Below are 17,511 nucleotides of genomic sequence, written 5' to 3'. Positions count from 1 at the left end.
CCCTACTTCGATTGGTCTTCCTGCTGTTTTTTCTGCTCTTCTTGTTTCTTTTTCTCGGCTTCTGCAGCTTTCTGATCTTCTTCCTGCTGCTTGGCCGCCTGTGCCTCCTCAGCTTGTTTCTCTTCTTGCTGCTTGGCTGCTTCCGCTTCTTGCTGATCATTTTCTTTCTTAAATTCTTCAAGTTCGTTCGCTACTTTATCAAGCTCCTCTTGCTTTTTATCAGCCGCTAAATCGTTGTCTGTCTTTAGCTGACCTTCGTATTTCATTAGTGCATAGATAATTAATGAACGTTCTTCTAACAACCTGCTGACTTCTAGCGCTTTTTTGTTGTCTCCTCGGCCAATGTAAAACCAATAGGCAAAATACTGAGGATCTGACTGAAGCGTAATAGTCTTTAAAGCATTTGCTTTTTGCTCCTCCCCTAACTTTTCATTAACAAGATAGGAAGTTGCTATTTCGTATTGCACAATTTTAGGCATGCTTTCAATGTCATAATCTTCAAGTGTGTCGACTACTTTGCTGTAGTTTTTTTCAAGAAAGTATTCGTTGCTTTCTACAAATGCTTCTTGTTTCGGCTGAGCAAAAAAGTAAGAGTAAAAAGTATAAATAAGAGCTGGAATTAATAAGACAAGTATACCCACAGATGAAAACTTAAAAATAGTCCAGCGTTTTTGAGGAAGTTGAACGAGTGTCTTTTGATGCTTTTCAATTTGGGTTAGCTTATGCTGAACAAATTGACTCAACTCTTCCTCATTGCTGATATGCATTATTTTTTTAGCGTCTTCTTTTAATTGCAAGGTCTCATATAACTTAAAATACTGTTCAAATGTATGCGATGAGTCAACGGCCGCTGCTATCGTAGCCTTTAACTCTTGAAAGCTTTGTTCCTCGTTAGACTCATAAGGAGGTAAACTTTCTTTGACTCCATAATGTAAAAAAGCCGGACTTAAACTTTTATCAAAAATGATATTTTCTGGACAAATCAACAAATGCAGCCTTGAAAAAGAATGCTGCTTTACCTGTTTGATAAGCTGATCTGCAAACAGCCATTTTTGCTGTTCTTCTTTTCCTCTTAATGCTGTAAAAGGTTGAAATTCAGAAGTAGGCTTAATTGTTATTTTAAGTTCATCATCGCTCATCATGATTTCTTTTTGAAAAGCCGTGTTTACATCCTTTAACATTTCAATCTCAACAGAACGATTAAGTCGAATTTTTTCTTTTTGAAAAATAAATGTATATTCATTATTATGACGTGTCATTACAGCTTCGAGCTGTTCTTCTAAGTAAGTCGGTTTCTTCTCTGACATTCTAATAGACTCCTTTAGAGAATTTCGATACAATCACCTGTGGTAATTCCGCAGTTAATCATCGTCTCATTTCCCGAGAAAATAAGATTTTTATTTGAAACACGTATCCACGCACCGTCCTTTGGTGACTGAGTAATCTTTTTAGCTTGCCAAACGATCTCGACTACTTTTTTGAGTGAATGATAGTTTGATAGTCGCAAATCGAACCGATCACCTGTATAGTGCTTTAAGTCTACTGTTACTTCTATATACATAGGGTTTCATCACCTCAAAACATAGAAAAAGCGCCTTCATCTTTTGAGAATAGGGCGCTCCTTTTATTACTTCACTTAGATTATTAGATGAAGTTAACCGCGGATTTGGCTAGCGATTTGGTTATCTGTATCTTCAAGAACATTTGCAGAGTCATCTAATTGCTTAGCAATCTTTGTAAGTAGGTTAGACATTTCAACGAAAGAAGGCTTTAATTCTTCGTATTGAGCAGCAAACGCTTCGCTTGAAGCACCTTCCCACATGTCTTGAAGTTGATTTTTCATTGTATCAAGACGGCTTACTAATTCTTGAACTTGACCGCTTTCGTTAGTATAACGACCTGCCATGTCGCGAAGCTCTGCTGGTGTTACGCGAATAATCCCTGACATACATATCTCTCCTTCGGTTTATATATTTACTATTATTGTAAGAAACTCTAGTGTTAAGGTCAAAGGTTACTTGCAAAAGCCTCCAAAAATGAGAATATGTATCTACAAATACCCCTAAAAAATGCAAATAAAACCTAAATAACCAAGATTTTGTTCTCATTTAAACCTTTTCCATCTGATCTATAGGTACCTATTTAAAGGAAAATAAAAACTATAAGACTATTAAATTACATTTTTGTTCATTATCTATAGAACTATTTACTAGTAATAAAAAAGCAGCAGCCTATTTAAGGCCCTGCCTCTTTATATATCTTCTATTTATTTAAGATTCAGACATGTTTTGAAAAAGCACATGCGCTTTTTATTTTTTGGCTACTGCTTAAAATAATTTTGATCTTCTTTTAACATCCTTATTTCTTCGGGGATGAATAATTTTGAGAGAGGCGTGTCAGGGTTAAGTAATATCGCTATTTCTTCATTTAATACAGGCAGCATATCCTTAAATGATACGCATACGGTCTTTTCATCTTTCAGCATCTGTTCAATCGGATATTTTGACGAAAAAACAGGTAAATATCGGTACGCTGCGCTTTTCATCGTCTGAACGTAGTGCTCTGCAATTAATATATCTGATGCTCCATGCTCTGAACTAACAACTAGCCATAAATTGCTATTCATTAAAGTTTTATAAAATTGAGCAATTTTCTTATTATCTTTCATTGCTTCAATTAATGATTTTTCTAATAAGTTAAATGTATATTTCATTGCCGAGACAACCCTGTAAGGAACTGTACCATTTCACTTCCAGCGCCATCATATACTTCATTCATTCTCTCTTCACTTCCTCTGTGCTGTCACTAAACATAATGTTTGAAGGATTCATTTCCTGACTTAAAATGCCCAACCCCATTTGAATAACGCCATAAGTAAAAAATTCCGTTCGACTGCATGTAGAACCATTCACTACTTTTTCTTCCCAAGACATAGAAAGCGAATTCCACATAACATTAAGAGTACCTAAAGGTTTTTCAATCGTTCTATGCATATTGTCATACGTATTCCATTCTTTTAAGTTCTTTATGTCATTCCACGTATCTTGTGAATGGGTGCTCCCATCGCTCCACACGCTCGACCAAAACTCCGTCCAGCCTGAAGAGCCTTCTAGCTCTCCATCTGCTTTTCTCATTTGTTCTGCAGTGTCTTTTACTAATAAATGTGCGTTTTCCGTTAGCGAATCAAGTTTGCGAATCATATGCTGTAACTCTTCCTGCAAGTCCAGCACTTTATCAATATCTGCAACAGACAAGAAATGTAGATTTGTAGCTTCCCAGCTTAGTTTTTGAAGTGCATCAGCCGTCTGTGAATGAGACTGCTGAATTCGCTCTGCAAATGTCTGCAGCACCTCTGGATTTACTTTTATCTCCATGTATGTCCGTCCCCCTATCTCTTGTAAGCCTTCAGTCATCATCCAAACATTTTTTAAGCCTATACGGAAAGACTCACTTTCTAAAGGAGTGAGTCGATAATGTTATTTATTACGCCGATGCTAACTCTCTTAATCGTGAAATTTCTAAGCGTAAAGTTTGAAACAATTCATCCCTTACGTCGTACAGATGAAAAGTAGATTGCGTAATATCATTATAAATATCCTCATATGAGCTCTTAGAACGCCCTGACCAATCTGACGCATATTGTTGGTGCGAATTTTGAAACAGATAGATACCCTCTTCAAGAAATTCCATGATACGTTGAACTTCATGTAAATATGATTCTAATTGATCTGCATCTCGACTATATTCTTTACTTTTTCTTCTTCGCTCTATGTCGTCAAAGAGATCATCAATTGCATCCATAAAATGTCCCCACGTCCTTCTTCCTCTTTTATTAGAAGTCTCTTAAAGTAATGTTAAAATAAGGTTACAAAAAACAAAATCCATCATTCAAACTATTTTCATACCTAGGAAAAAATATCTACATTTCTCTTTTTTTACTTATTTATACAGGTAAAATAGAGAAAATAAACAACGCCAGGCTGCTGTAATAAAGCAGTAGACGTTGCTTTTTAGGTTGTGACACTGCTGTTATAAAAAGGAATAATACCTAGTTTACATTCGACCTTTTTGTTTCTTTTTCTTGTTAAATGGCTTTTTTGAAGGTTTTTTAGCTGTACGGGACTGCTCTTTTGTTCCGTCATCCACGATTTCACCCATATAAAGTTCTTTTTTCACTAATGAAAGTTGAAGTTCACGTGCGATTTGTTTTAAATTTCGTTCTTCACGTTCAGTCACAAGAGAAATGACTGTACCTTCTGCTCCCGATCTGCCTGTTCTACCTGAGCGATGTACGTATTGATCTGCATCTTGAGGAACATCGATGTGAATTACATGCGTCAATCCCTTAATATCTAATCCTCTAGCTGCGACATCCGTTGCTAATAAGACAGGGAAATCTCCTTTTCGAAACCCTTTAATCGTCGTAGCACGATCTTCTTTTTTCGTTTCACTGTGTAAAGAGCCTGCTTCTACACGCTTAAATGTTAATTTCTCTTCAAACTCGATGAGAGTATCAATCCCTTTAAAAAAGGCTAAAGCTTTCATTTGTTCTTGACGAACTAGTTTTCTAAGCACGTCCACTTTATCTCTAGCTTCACTTTTGATGTATACATGCCCTACCTTCGAAGCTGGAAGTTCGTCTCTTCCTACCTCTATTTCAAGAGGATGGTTCATCATATCTTTCGCTAGCGATTTAGTACGTTCTGATACAGTAGCTGAGAAGACTAGGATTTGACGATCACTTAACGCCATTTTTACAATCTGTTGAACCGTTTGAAAATGCTCAGGTACAAACAATTGATCCGCCTCATCAATCACAATTGTTTTGACTTCGTGCATTTTTAATTTCTTCATTTTAATTAGCTCGTTCAAACGTCCTGGGGTACCAACAATGATATTAGGACGTTTTTTGAGTTTTTCTAATTGTCGTTTCATATTTGCTCCGCCAATAAACGCAGCACTTGAAATACCGCTTCCCTGCGACCAAGTTTGAATTTCACCGTGAATTTGCATAACTAATTCATGGGAAGATGCTAAAATAACTGCTTGAATATGAGATGGTCCCGGCTGAATGCGATGTAAGACAGGCAACAAATATGCCAGCGTCTTTCCTGTTCCCGTTGGGGATTCTCCTATTACATCTTTATTAGCTAAAATCTCTGAAATAGCTTTCGTTTGAATAGCAGTAGGCTCATTGAACCCTGCTTTTTTCCACGCCTCTTGTAAAAAAGGCTGTAAAGTCTCTATAAACTGACTCATATCTATCTCCTTTTCCATGCTTTTCTCGATATTATAAACGATTTTTTTCATTTCAATTAAACGAATGTATCAGTCGCCATGTGATGTGCGTTAATACTGACCTTAATTTCTATTTATAAATAAACCTTCCTTATCCCAAGGGACCCTGTCAATCCTTCAGTAGAAAAATCGGTTGTTGCCTTAACTTTTCTACATCAATAAACATAGCTTCAACTATGATACACTATTGCTTCTATAGAAAACAATATGATCCTCTTTATTATGAACGAAAACTTGTATAAGAAGGAGGTTTTATGTCCTATATGGATCCAGACGCAAAGGGCTCATCTGCTTACTGCCTCTTTTTCAAGAAAACAGCCGCCTCTCTGAACTACGAGAGGCGGCTGTTTCGTTCTATAATTGGCATATCAATAGTAACCGTTGTCCCTTTTCCTTTACCGCTTTTAAAATGCATGGTACCTTGATGACGCTCCATGATTTTGTAACACACGGCCAGCCCTAAGCCAGTGCCAGCTTCTTTTGTAGAATAAAACGGCGTTCCTACTTGTTCAATCCTCTCTTGACTCATTCCGATTCCATTGTCTTCAAAGTGAATCAATGCTCGTGTATCTTTTTCTTCAACTGTTATTGTAATATGACCTTTCTCCATAATAGCTTCTACACCATTTTTAATCACATTGATGAACACTTGTTTCAACTGATTTGCATCAGCTGAAACATAAATAGGCCTTTTGGCTGTTTCTTTCAATAAAATAGAAACATTATTTAAATTGGCCTGCGCTTCCATTAGGGTAATAACTTGTTTTAAAATCTCGCATAAATTGGTCTTTTCAAAAGATACATGCTGCTTTTTTCCAAGAATGAGCATTTCACTGGAGATTAAGTTGATGCGGTCGATTTCAGACATCATAATATCTAAATATGTGTCATTTGTTTCCTTAGAGGCTTGCATAACCTGTACAAAACCTTTTAAAGAAGTAAGCGGGTTTCTAATTTCATGTGCTACGGCACCTGCCATTTGTCCAATAACCGACATTTTTTCCGAGGTTATCATAAGCTCTTCATCTTGACGGTATGTAGTAATATCGCGTGCAATCATAAATACGCCTACTACCTGCTTATGAACGATGATGGGAAGCAAAGAACACCTAAGCACCCGTCTTTCTCGCTTTCTATTGATCACATTCATTTCGAACTTAGCACCTTTTCCATTCAGCACTTCTTTAAAATACTCTTTACACATATCAAACTCTTCAGCTGCGATAAGAGCTGAAGGTTTCATCTTTTGCAATTCTTCACTGGAGTATCCAACGATTGCTTCACCTTCTGGATTAGCAAGAAGAACTTCACCCGTTTTACTTATTTCAAAAACGCCATCGGGATTATGTTTGAATAAAGATTGATAGTGCTGATTGCTCGTTTGAAGTTCGTGTTCTTTCACTACGAGCTCTTGCTGGGACTCCACTAGTTTATAAGCTCTCCTATATACTAACCCATACAAAATAATCCCCGTAGCTAAAATAAAAAACCAACCTTTGTATTGTTGAAAAAAAATATATACTTCAAAACGACCTTGCGCTAATGTTCTAGATATATTATCAGATATCAAGATCCATACAGCGCCAATAATGATATATATAATTGAAATTCTTAAAGCTACTTTACGCGCGTGTTTCACCAAATTTTAATCACCTGTTTATCAGTATTGATCCCCTGTCTTATTGTCTTTATATGAAGTGTTCACTTTTTGTAGCCATTTCATGCCGTTGTAAAAAATTGATGAATGGCCTGACCTAAGTTACTAATAGATTTTACATTTGCTTGAAAATGATACTGGTGAAGCCATTGACTATGATCGGGTGTCACACCTGTTAAATAAATCTGTACACCCATTAGCTGAAATTCCCATATTAAATGTTCTAGGGCTGCAACACCTCGTTCATCAATTTGACCTATTCCATTAAAGTCAATGATAACTCGATCAACCGTTTCCTCATCTATTTGTCTGAGCAGCCGATGTTCATTTTTCATGATGACTTCCTCAAATAAATCACCAAACAGAGGTATAAGCACCATGTTGTTCGATAAATGAATAAACGGTCCCGACAGTTCTATAACTCGGTTCATTGCTTTTTCTAATCGTTCTTTTTGCAGCAGCAGTTCTAAGTCTGTTTCAGATAAACGCGCTGTATGTTGTTCGATTTTTTCTGAAAGAATTCTAATTTGAGAATCTTCCTCTACACATATTACATGCGCCTTATCTTGCTCCCATTTGCAATTCACGGTATAAAGAGACATCTTAGCTTTGCGCGAATGCATGACTAATTCTGTTTTTATTTTTTTCTTCTGCCCTAATCGTTTTCTAGCTTTGTTCTGACTATCTTCGTCAACAATTTCTAAAAAATGTTGAACCTCTCCGAATAAAGCGGCTGCTTCATCAGATTGCGCTAGAATATTCATTTCCTCATCCATAATAAAAACAGGAAGCGGAGCATATTTAATAGTCGACAACCTTAATCCCCCTAATTGATTGATAATGAAGAAACTCTTTCAACTCCTCTAACTGTGCAATAAATCGAACTTGATTTGTTTGAACAAGAGGAAACTTATAGTTTGAAACTACTCGGCCTCCAACTAAAATAAGCGGCTGATGTTTTGTCTTTTGTAATCCTTCTATATATTCGTTTGCTTTTTCTATATGATGAGTTAAACTGAACGAGATTCCTACTAAATCAGGTTTCCATTGTTCAACAGCGTGCGTTGCATGTAAAAGCGGAGAATCTGCTCCTAAAAGTTTCGTCTGCCATCCGTGCTCTTCAAAGAGAATGGAAATCATTTTTAAACCTAAAAAATGCTGTTCATTTTCTATACACAAAAACAGACCTTTTTTTTCATTTTTAATAACTTCTTGTTTTATACACAATTGATAGCGTGACAAAACATAGTCACAGGTAGTAGTAGCTAAATGTTCATCAGCCACTGAGATTTCATCTTCTTCCCACATCATACCGATTTGAGCCATTGACACTGAAATGAATTGCTGAAAAATATAAAATGTATCGAAACCCTGCTGTCTTTTTTCCCACACAATATTCCAAGCTTCATCTTGATTCCCTGATAACAGTAATTCAGTCAAGCGTTCTATGCTTTCAATCAAGAAACCACCTCTTTTTCAGTCAAATGACTTGTTTTTTTCCTTTGTTATTATCAACCATACCACTTAACTCACCGGCACTCTACAGTAAAATATTCTCACACCGACAAAATAGCACCGGACGTCTCTGACAGGTCAATCTCTTTATTTTTCAAAGTCAACGAGGTAGTGATGCAGCAAGTGACGGTTTTGTTCATTGTATAAGTACGCATACACAGGACGTCCTATTGTGCCGTAAGTCATTCTTTCCCCAAGAAGACCTATATCTGTTAGAAATTTTAAATATTTTCGAATAGACACTCTTGAAATTCCCGTTTTTTCAGCGACATCATCGGTCGAAAAAGGGTGATCTTTAAGATGCTCAATGGCTTCTACGATAACTTCTAATGTTCCTGTCGTTAAACCCTTAGGCAACGGCTCTATCGGAGCTTCTTTTATTTTTTTATTAGACAGCAGCCCGTCTAATTCCTGTTGATTAAGCTGAGGTTGCTGTTTTAACGTACGAAATGTTTGTTTATAAGCTGAAAGTGCTTGATAAAAGCGTTCAAATGTAAAAGGCTTAATCAAATAATCAATCGCTCCGTAGCGTAAAGCTTGCTGAATTGTTTGGGCATCCGAAGCAGCGGTGATAAAAATGACATCTATTTCCTCTTGTTTTGTTCGAATCTCTTGTAAAACTCTCAAACCATTTTGCCCAGGCATAAAGATATCAAGCAGCACTAAATCAACTTGATATTCATTTACCTTCACCAAGGCTTCATGACCCGAATGAGCAACAGCGACCACTGTAAACCCCTCTATCTCTTCAATGTACTTTTGATTAAACTGAGCAACCATTGGGTCATCTTCAACAATTAATACTTTAATCAACTTGATCTCTCCTTGTTTCGTACGGAATATCAATATAGAATGTGGTACCGCTATTTATAAATGAGTCAATGACGATTTGGCCACCTAGTTCATCAATCGTTTGCTTCACTAAATGCAGCCCAAACCCTCTGCTCGTTCCTTTTGTAGAAAAGCCTTTCTTGAAAATCTGATTCATTGTATCGGAAGGAATGCCGCAGCCTGTATCCGTGACTTGAATCGTAAGTTTATTGTTTTTATACACAAGCATAACAGACACTTTTTTAGCGGCTTGATGACAAACTGAATCAATTGCATTATCAATTAAATTTCCAATAATGGTAATGAGATGATGAGTAACGTGTGGATCTGAAGGTTCTGGAATAACTTCATCAGCGGAAAACGTCAGTTCTACGCTTTCCTCTCTAGCATAACTCATTTTACCCATGAGAAACCCTGCCAACGCATGATCTTTAATAGATTTAGTCACTGAACTAGATTCATCGACACGGTGATTAACAAGCTGATGAATATACGTTTTTAGCTCATCATAATAATTCATCTGCACCATTCCTAAAATCACATGAAGTTTATTCATAAATTCATGCGATTGTGCTCGAAGCGCTTCCACATACATTTTAACACCTGTTAGCTGTTCTGCTAAGATATTAACTTCTGTTTTATCCCGAAACGTAGAAAGTGCCCCTACAATCTCTTCGTTTACTACTAGCGGAACCCTATTAACCACAATGGCTACTCCATTTATGACTTGCTCTTCATCATAATGAGATTCCCCCGTAGACAAAACGTCGTCCAACCTGGAGGTGGGCATATATTCTCGAATAGACAAACCGATTGGCTCTGGTGCTAATCCTGCTTTAACAAATAATCGACGTGCAGAGCGATTAGCAAGTGTAATATTACCTTCTTTATCAACAGCTATCACTCCTTCACGAACCGACTGCAGCATGGTGCTTCTCTCTTCTAGAATTTTAGCAATTTCAGAAGGTTCCAAGCCAAATAAAATTTTCTTTATGTAATTCGCTAATAAAATAGCACCAAGAACGCCTACAAGTAAACCAATTAATGAACCTAAAACAATTCGACGATGCCCATCTCTAATTGCTTCATTTACATTATTCAAAGAAATCCCCACAGCTACTGCGCCAATTTGTTGATTTTTTTCATTATAAATAGGTGCAAAAGCGCGCAGAGATTTATCAAGCGTTCCTTTTGATACAGATACATAAGATTTCCCGTGCAATGATTTTTGCTCATCGCCTCCGGCAAACCTCTTTCCTATCTTTTTAGGATCTGGATGAGATTGGCGAATTCCATTCATATCCATAACAACGATAAACAAGACGCTTGATTTTTCACGAATTCGTTTAGTAAATTCTTGAATTGACTGAGGTGTTTTTGTCTCTAGTCCTTCTTTCACGTTCGTTGATTCTGAAATAATCGTAGCAATAGTCCGAGCTTTTTCAGCCTGTTGATCTCGAATATTTTTTCCAATTGAACTGCTAACTAATAAATCAGTTAACAATAGTGATAGAATCACCACCATGCATACAAGCAGCACCGTGATGCTTCGCAGCCCCATTCTTCCGTGTTTCACATTCTTCCCTCGCTTCCCTGCTTTTCTTGTTTATAGCACAAGAAAAAGATCTTATCTAGAGCCAGATAAGATCTTCGCTTATTTAATTTCATTTTTACTGAGTTGATTAACATTTATACAGGAAGGTTAACAATCTACTTTATAGTTTAGGTCCTTTTCGGTATTTGAACCATCCCATTTTATAAAAGGCAAAGACCATTACGCCTACAAGCCCAATCATAATGCCCAGTACAATAAAATAATTATATTTCCCCGTCAGTTCCGGCATATATGAAAAGTTCATGCCATAGAGGCCAGCAATAAACGTCAACGGTAAGAAAATAGCTGACATAAGCGTTAGCGTAAACATAATTGAATTCATACGATCCGAGTTAATGGACATAAAACTTTCTCGGATGTCATTTGACAAATCCCTGCTTGCTTGCATAATTTCAATCATATTTAATAAATGGTCATAAATATCATTAAAATAGCGAACCTGCTCTTTTGCTTTTAACGCATTAGTTGACATAATACGATACATTAAATCTCTCATGGGGTTTAAAATGCGGCGCATTCGTGACAAATCACTTCGGATATCATAAAGCTGCCTCATTAATTCATCCATAGGTTCGTCTTTTGCATTGTCTTCAATGTCGTCTATGTGATCTTCAAATTTATAAAGCACAGGGAAATATTCATCAACGGTATGATCTAAGAGTTCATACATGATATCCCATGTTCCATCTTCGGTAGCCTCAGGGTCTTTTTTGATAAGCTCCCACACCCTAGCCACGCTCGTTAGCTTATCCATATGGTAAGTGACTAAAAAGTTATCCCCTACAAACGCAGATACTTCTAAGTGCTCAAGCTCTTCTTTATGAAGTGCATAATAGACTAAAAAATAATGCTCATCATACAACTCAAATTTAGCCCGCTGACCTTGATTTAAACAGTCCTCAACTGCTAAGGGATGAAAATTGAATTGTTCAAGCTGCTTTTTTTCTTCCTCGGTGGGATTGTAAAAATCAACCCAATACCATTGAAAGTCATGGCTTGAACGAATCTCATTCATTTCTATTTCTTTAATAGCTCCTTCTTTGGTTTTAGCTACAATTTTAATCATAAGATAACCTCTGTCTTTTTTGATACTATTCTCTGCACATACCCTTTTTACTATTTTGTTAAACTTTTTTCTTTTAATGTACGCCTTTTCTTGTTTATACATACGATGATGGTGATGACAAGAGAACAAAACGGTGAGGAGGTATATCCATATGTATGAATTTTACTCCCGGCATGAAGAATATTGGGAAGATGATACAAGACTAGACGAACAGGTTCTAAGAGATATAAACAAAGCCGTAAACGATGAGTTTTCCGCTATTCACTACTATACACGCCTAGCAGAGCTGGCTCCTAATAATCAATTTCAACAAGCTATATTAGGTATTCGGCAGGATGAAATTAAACACTTTGACTGGTTTTCTAAAGCCTATTATGATTTATCAGGCAGCTACCCACAAATTTCATTAAACATAAAACTGCCAAATACTTTTCAAGAAGGGGTCTCTGAATCCATTAAAGATGAAGTAGAAACCGTTCCATTTTATCAATCAATCGCTAGAAGAATCACAAATGCTCGGATTCAAAGCCGCATTGTTCGAGCTGCGAGCGATGAACAGCGCCACGGTCAAATTTTTCGAACCATTCAGTCTCACTCCCCATACTAAATAATACGCTTGCGACTGCAAGCGTATTATTTAGTATGGTTTTATCATTATCTCTTACTTTGTAGCATTAAATTCTTCTTTGATTTTTTGGAGCAACGTTTGATTTGTTAATACGTCATACCCTGTTAATGCCATTGTTTGTGCCCCGAGTATCATTGCTTCTCTTCCTTGCTCACTTAAAGCTGCTTCTCTAAATTCGTGCGTATGACAAACAAAATAATCATCACAAATTTGAATATACGGATGAATAGCCGGGACAACCTGGCTTACATTCCCCATATCTAGAGATCCATGATCGCCTTGGTCTTCTGTAATGCTTTGCTCGCTCACTCCTAATGAGATTAGATTTTTTGTATAGACGTCGGATAATGTTTGATTCGTTTGCATATCATCATAAGAAAATTCATAGTTTGAGATTTTTAATTTTGCTCCAGTTGCTAGAGCAGCGCCGTTTGCACATGCCTTCACCTTATCTGTCACTTCATCTACATATGCACGAGTTGAAGCGCGGACATAAAATTGTGCTACTGCATAATCAGGCACAACGTTGGCCGCCTTGCCTCCCTCTGTAATCACTCCATGAATGCGGACATCCGGCTTCACATGCTGACGAAGCGCATTAATGCTGTTGAAAGTTTGTAATACGCCGTCTAACGCATTGATTCCTTCATGAGGGGCAGCGGCTGCGTGCGCGGATTTTCCGAAGAACTCAAACTGAATGGCATCCATCGCAAGAGAACGCCCGCTTTTTTGGTGACAGTAATAAGGATGTACCATCATAGCTACGTCTAAATCATTAAAAATGCCTTGTTCAGCCATCGTTACTTTGCCGCCTCGTGTTTCCTCTGCAGGCGTGCCGTATACGTATATTTTACCGCCTGTTTCTGCGACTGCTTTACTAAGACCAATACCAGCTGCGATCGACATGGTGCCAATTAAGTTATGTCCGCATGCATGTCCGAGATCCGGCAGAGCATCGTACTCAGCCATAAATCCAATCGATGGACCTGGCTTTTGACTGTCGTAAACAGCGGTAAAAGCCGTTGGCAAGTTGCATGTACCAATTTCAACCGTGAACCCTTGTTCTTTTAAAACATCCGTTAATGCTTTGCACGCTTTGAATTCTTCGTGACCAAGCTCAGGGTTTTGTCCAATATATTTGCTTACATCATAAAATGTATCCTGTAATTTATTAATTGTTTCATTTATTAATTGTTTCATTAGTTGTACTCCCCTTTTAAATATTTAAACAAATTATAGTATATTTATTCGTTTTTTTAAAAGCTAGTTTTTAAGACGTGTTTTCCTATCACCTTAATATGCCTTATAATTAAACTACTAACTGTTTTAAAGAAGGTATGCATAATGATTTACATAAAAAAATTTAATTTTTTAGGCGGTCGTATTATTAAAACAGGCATTGCCGTTTTTTTGACTGCACTCATTTGCCATTCTATTGGCTGGCCGTATATGCTCGCTGTTATTACAGCTATTGTTACGATTGAACCAACCGCTGCCGATTCTATCAAAAAAGCGTTCATCCGCTTTCCTGCTTCAGCAATCGGAGCTGCTTTTGCTATGCTTTACACATTTCTTTTAGGCGTAACGCCGCTTACCTATATGCTTGTTGCTGTTTCTACCATTATATCCTGTTATAAACTGCGTTTACATGCAGGAACACTCGTTGCCACGCTAACAGGAGTGGCTATGCTGACGATTGTGCACGACCATTATTTCATATCGTTTTTAATTCGCCTAGCGACCACGAGTATTGGACTGCTTACTTCTTCACTTGTGAACATCATCGTTCTTCCTCCTAATTATACACCGATTATTACGAGGAAAATTCAAAATCTCTCAAAACAAATGAGCAGCGTTTTACAGCAAAGAGGAAGCGAACTTTCCCAAGTACATGCTTGTCATAAACAAACAAAGCTTCAATTTCAGCAGCTTTCCGCTGAAATTGAAGCTTTGTGAGTATCAGCGAAAAGAATGGAAGTTTCATCATTTCACGCGTACAGCTATGAGAAAATTCCACTATGAATATAAGAAACTTTCTCTTATGAGGCAGCTTGTCTACCATATTGGTAATTTGATTTATTTGCCTGCTCATCAGCTCCAAAGTGCAAAGCATCAAGTAATCTGGGATACATTCACTTCCTTTCATAACGCCTTACAAAGTGAACAATATAAAAGCTCTTTTCAGCATCAAACGCTTATTTTAGCTTTAAAACAAAGGTTTTGGTCACATAAGTACGAAGAAAACAAAGTGGATCAGCCTTTTTCAACAGAGACGACAATGCTGTACGAACTGCTTGCAATTCACCATCTGCTTGAAGAGCTACAACGTATTCATCATTTGAAGGAGCGCTATAACTTAAACAATTCGCCTGTCTCGCTTTCTTCATAAGAAAATCCTCACATATGTGAGGATTTTCTTGTTTACGAAACCTGTGACTCATCTTTCTTATATTCTTTCTCCCAGTAGTCTGCATTTTTAATTCCCAGTTTAACAGGATCAAATACAGGATCTACTCCTTGTTTTTTCTGAGCTTCATAGTCTTTTAATGCGACTAATGCAGGCTTAGCTAAAATTAAGATAGCAATTAAATTTAGCCATACCATTATACCAAGCCCCACATCACCTAGCGCCCAAGCTAGTGATGCTTGTTTAACTGACCCGTAGAACGTAGCTCCGAGAAGGACAAGCTTTAATGCAAACATAGCCCACTTTCCGTTCTTTCCGCGAGTTAGATAAGCAATATTTGTTTCGGCTATGTAATAATAAGCCATAATCGTTGTAAATGCGAAGAAGAAGAGCGCAACTGCCACGAAGCCAGCTCCGAACCCTGGCAACACTGTTTCAATAGCAGCTTGTGTAAATCCAGGTCCTGCTTCTACACCCGGTAAATTTGAAATAATAAATGAACCGCCTGGTCCTTCCGTATTGTACATGCCTGTAAATAAAATCATAAACGCTGTCGCTGAACAAACGAACAATGTATCGATATAAACCGAAAAAGCTTGTACAAGGCCTTGTTTCACTGGATGTGAAACTTCTGCTGCAGCTGCTGCGTGCGCACCTGTTCCTTGTCCTGCTTCGTTTGAATAAATACCGCGCTTAACTCCCCAAGAAACAGCTAAACCAACAATTCCTCCAAAAGCAGAATCTAATGCAAAAGCACTTTTAAAAATAAGAGCGATAACTCCCGGCAACTCTGAAATATTCATGGCAATAATGATAAGAGCTAAAATAATATACCCAAGTGCCATAAAAGGGACAACGAATTGAGCCACACCTGCAATACGCTTAACGCCTCCAAAAATAATAAAAGCAAGAATAATAACTAATCCTACTGCTGTAACCGTTGGACTAACGCCAAATGCATTGTCGATGCCAAGCGCAATGGAGTTAGATTGAACACCGGGCATTAAAATACTCATCGCAACCAGTGCTGCAAGAGCAAATAAAATGCCATACCATTTCATACCTGTTCCTTTTTCAATGTAGTACGCTGGACCACCTCGATATTGACCATCTTGCTTAACTTTATAAATTTGAGCAAGTGTTGATTCGATGAATGCACTAGAAGCACCAATAAAGGCAACTGCCCACATCCAAAATACAGCCCCTGGACCTCCAAAAGCGATAGCTGTCGCAACTCCAGCGATGTTTCCTGTTCCAACTCGTCCCGATAGTGCTAAAGACAATGCTTGGAAGGAAGAAACTCCTGCTTCTGAGCTTTTACCTTGAAACATCAGCATGACCATGTCTTTTAAGTGCCTCACCTGCAAAAACCTCGTTAAAATTGAGAAAAACAGGCCAATCGCAAGACACCCATAAATAACAGGTGTGCTCCATAGTACATTATTCAAACTCGATACAAATTGCTCCAAACGATAACCCCCTTGTTTTTTCATTCAGACTATTTTAAATTATAAGTTATTTTGTAAAATTTAACAATAAAACTCTTTGTTAAACTTATTTTTTAGTTAAAATACACAAAAACGGTTACAAAACCTTCAAAAACATCCAACGATAAACCGATTACATTCCATAATTATCGTGTTCAAAAAAGAGATATCTGCACCTTTCTTCTCAGGAATACATAGGCTATAGGAGTTATTTTCTATTAGAAGGTGTGAAAAACAATGATGAGAATAGAGCCTTTATTTGATCGACCCTTAGCTTTAAACCTTCTTTATGCGTGCGTCTTAGCTTATAAGCAATATGCACAGGGAGGCACATTTGATGTACCTGAAGACTACAGGCTTATTAAATCGTTTAAAGCTTCTGCCGTAGGGGTGCAAGAGTGGTTTGGTTTTATTTTAGAATCCGATGAAGCCATTGTGATTGCCTTTCGAGGAACTCAATCCGAGGCAGACTGGATTACTGATGCTCGCATTAGACAGCGCCCTTATCCATACAATCAACAAGCCGGGCTCGTTCATGAAGGTTTTTTAGCCGTTTACGAATCATGCCGCGATGAAATTTTTGAAGCATATAAATCGCTTCCCACCAAGCCCATTTATATAACAGGGCATAGCCTAGGTGGCGCACTTGCTACTCTTCACGCCTTAGACGTAGCCACAAACGCATCTCTTCCGGAAGTTACAATGTACAACTACGGAGCTCCTAGAGTAGGCAATCCTCAATTCGTTCAAACATACACAAATCTTGTTTCAAATAGCCGCTGTTTTGTTAACACGACGGATACGGTTCCTAAAATCCCTCCGAAGCGGATCTATTCCCCTTCCACCAAGCAAACGATTTATTACGATCAAGACCCTCTGCAACTCTCGTTTACGATTCAAACAGGTTCTACTGTTGGAAACCATAATCCCCAAACATACAGTGTTGGTATTTGGATGATGTCGGACTATCCTATTTTGGTCCAAAAATAAAAAAACAGGCGGACTGC

19 protein-coding genes are annotated in these 17,511 nt (G+C 37.7%); 4 read left to right on the top strand and 15 right to left on the bottom strand.

Annotation, left to right across the window (positions count from 1 at the left end; genetic code table 11):
- Window positions 1–2 precede the first annotated feature (2 nt).
- The 13 genes from essB to corA all read right to left on the bottom strand — a co-directional run bounded on the left by essB (window position 3) and on the right by corA (window position 11,982).
- Complete coding sequence (gene essB / locus LIS78_RS01810; protein WP_013055107.1) at window positions 3–1,307, bottom strand: type VII secretion protein EssB; 1,305 nt, start codon at window positions 1,305–1,307, stop codon at window positions 3–5.
- Window positions 1,308–1,321: 14 nt separating this feature from the next.
- Complete coding sequence (gene yukD, locus LIS78_RS01805; protein ID WP_013055106.1) at window positions 1,322–1,561, bottom strand: ESX secretion system protein YukD; 240 nt, start codon at window positions 1,559–1,561, stop codon at window positions 1,322–1,324.
- A 93-nt stretch (window positions 1,562–1,654) separates the two neighbouring features.
- The gene (locus LIS78_RS01800) at window positions 1,655–1,948 is read right to left on the bottom strand and encodes a WXG100 family type VII secretion target (RefSeq protein ID WP_013055105.1); all 294 of its coding nucleotides are present in this window, start codon (window positions 1,946–1,948) and stop codon (window positions 1,655–1,657) included.
- Between the two features lie 372 nt (window positions 1,949–2,320).
- Complete coding sequence (locus LIS78_RS01795) at window positions 2,321–2,713, bottom strand: SseB family protein (protein ID WP_013055104.1); 393 nt, start codon at window positions 2,711–2,713, stop codon at window positions 2,321–2,323.
- 61 nt (window positions 2,714–2,774) lie between these two features.
- A complete protein-coding gene (locus LIS78_RS01790) occupies window positions 2,775–3,374 on the bottom strand; it encodes a WXG100 family type VII secretion target (RefSeq protein ID WP_013055103.1) in 600 nt (199 codons plus the stop codon).
- Window positions 3,375–3,483: 109 nt separating this feature from the next.
- The gene (locus LIS78_RS01785) at window positions 3,484–3,801 is read right to left on the bottom strand and encodes a hypothetical protein (protein ID WP_013055102.1); all 318 of its coding nucleotides are present in this window, start codon (window positions 3,799–3,801) and stop codon (window positions 3,484–3,486) included.
- 252 nt (window positions 3,802–4,053) lie between these two features.
- Entirely contained in the window at window positions 4,054–5,259 is a 1,206-nt protein-coding gene (locus LIS78_RS01780) for a DEAD/DEAH box helicase (RefSeq protein WP_252284575.1), read from the bottom strand.
- Between the two features lie 370 nt (window positions 5,260–5,629).
- Window positions 5,630–6,937, bottom strand: a complete 1,308-nt coding sequence (locus LIS78_RS01775; RefSeq protein ID WP_252285316.1) for an ATP-binding protein — start codon at window positions 6,935–6,937, stop codon at window positions 5,630–5,632.
- A gap of 80 nt (window positions 6,938–7,017) precedes the next feature.
- Window positions 7,018–7,770 (bottom strand): STAS domain-containing protein, encoded by a 753-nt coding sequence (locus LIS78_RS01770; protein WP_116516602.1) that lies wholly within the window; start codon window positions 7,768–7,770, stop codon window positions 7,018–7,020.
- Complete coding sequence (locus tag LIS78_RS01765) at window positions 7,757–8,416, bottom strand: cobalamin B12-binding domain-containing protein (RefSeq protein ID WP_209150839.1); 660 nt, start codon at window positions 8,414–8,416, stop codon at window positions 7,757–7,759. Before LIS78_RS01765 ends, LIS78_RS01770 begins: the two co-directional genes overlap by 14 nt.
- A gap of 141 nt (window positions 8,417–8,557) precedes the next feature.
- Window positions 8,558–9,283, bottom strand: a complete 726-nt coding sequence (locus LIS78_RS01760) for a response regulator (protein WP_209150838.1) — start codon at window positions 9,281–9,283, stop codon at window positions 8,558–8,560.
- Window positions 9,276–10,862 carry a DcuS/MalK family sensor histidine kinase gene (dcuS, locus tag LIS78_RS01755; protein WP_195783334.1) on the bottom strand — a complete coding sequence of 529 codons (1,587 nt, stop codon included), beginning with the start codon at window positions 10,860–10,862 and terminating at the stop codon, window positions 9,276–9,278. Before dcuS ends, LIS78_RS01760 begins: the two co-directional genes overlap by 8 nt.
- A 154-nt stretch (window positions 10,863–11,016) precedes the next feature.
- The gene (gene corA / locus LIS78_RS01750; RefSeq protein WP_013055095.1) at window positions 11,017–11,982 is read right to left on the bottom strand and encodes a magnesium/cobalt transporter CorA; all 966 of its coding nucleotides are present in this window, start codon (window positions 11,980–11,982) and stop codon (window positions 11,017–11,019) included.
- Between the two features lie 151 nt (window positions 11,983–12,133).
- Between corA and LIS78_RS01745 the strand changes: the two genes are divergently transcribed.
- A complete protein-coding gene (locus LIS78_RS01745) occupies window positions 12,134–12,589 on the top strand; it encodes a ferritin-like domain-containing protein (RefSeq protein ID WP_252284574.1) in 456 nt (151 codons plus the stop codon).
- Between the two features lie 54 nt (window positions 12,590–12,643).
- Here LIS78_RS01745 and LIS78_RS01740 read toward each other — a convergent pair whose 3' ends face one another.
- Window positions 12,644–13,810, bottom strand: coding sequence for a M20 family metallopeptidase (locus LIS78_RS01740; RefSeq protein ID WP_252284573.1), 1,167 nt, complete (start codon window positions 13,808–13,810; stop codon window positions 12,644–12,646).
- Window positions 13,811–13,954: 144 nt separating this feature from the next.
- Between LIS78_RS01740 and LIS78_RS01735 the strand changes: the two genes are divergently transcribed.
- Together LIS78_RS01735 and LIS78_RS01730 are read left to right on the top strand one after the other, a co-directional pair.
- Complete coding sequence (locus LIS78_RS01735; RefSeq protein ID WP_252284572.1) at window positions 13,955–14,566, top strand: aromatic acid exporter family protein; 612 nt, start codon at window positions 13,955–13,957, stop codon at window positions 14,564–14,566.
- Window positions 14,553–14,999 (top strand): hypothetical protein, encoded by a 447-nt coding sequence (locus tag LIS78_RS01730; protein ID WP_252284571.1) that lies wholly within the window; start codon window positions 14,553–14,555, stop codon window positions 14,997–14,999. The genes LIS78_RS01735 and LIS78_RS01730 overlap by 14 nt, the downstream gene beginning before the upstream one ends.
- A gap of 32 nt (window positions 15,000–15,031) precedes the next feature.
- Here the strand turns inward: LIS78_RS01730 and LIS78_RS01725 are convergent, their stop codons facing one another.
- Window positions 15,032–16,486, bottom strand: a complete 1,455-nt coding sequence (locus LIS78_RS01725; RefSeq protein ID WP_195781380.1) for an alanine/glycine:cation symporter family protein — start codon at window positions 16,484–16,486, stop codon at window positions 15,032–15,034.
- A gap of 255 nt (window positions 16,487–16,741) precedes the next feature.
- On the opposite strand from LIS78_RS01725, the gene LIS78_RS01720 reads away from it, so the two are divergent.
- Entirely contained in the window at window positions 16,742–17,494 is a 753-nt protein-coding gene (locus LIS78_RS01720) for a lipase family protein (RefSeq protein ID WP_195781381.1), read from the top strand.
- Window positions 17,495–17,511 lie beyond the last annotated feature (17 nt).

This window comes from Priestia megaterium, assembly GCF_023824195.1.
GTDB lineage: Bacteria > Bacillota > Bacilli > Bacillales > Bacillaceae_H > Priestia > Priestia megaterium_D.
The sequence above is the reverse complement of the archived record's forward strand: the minus strand, read 5'-3'. Positions and strand labels throughout refer to the sequence as shown.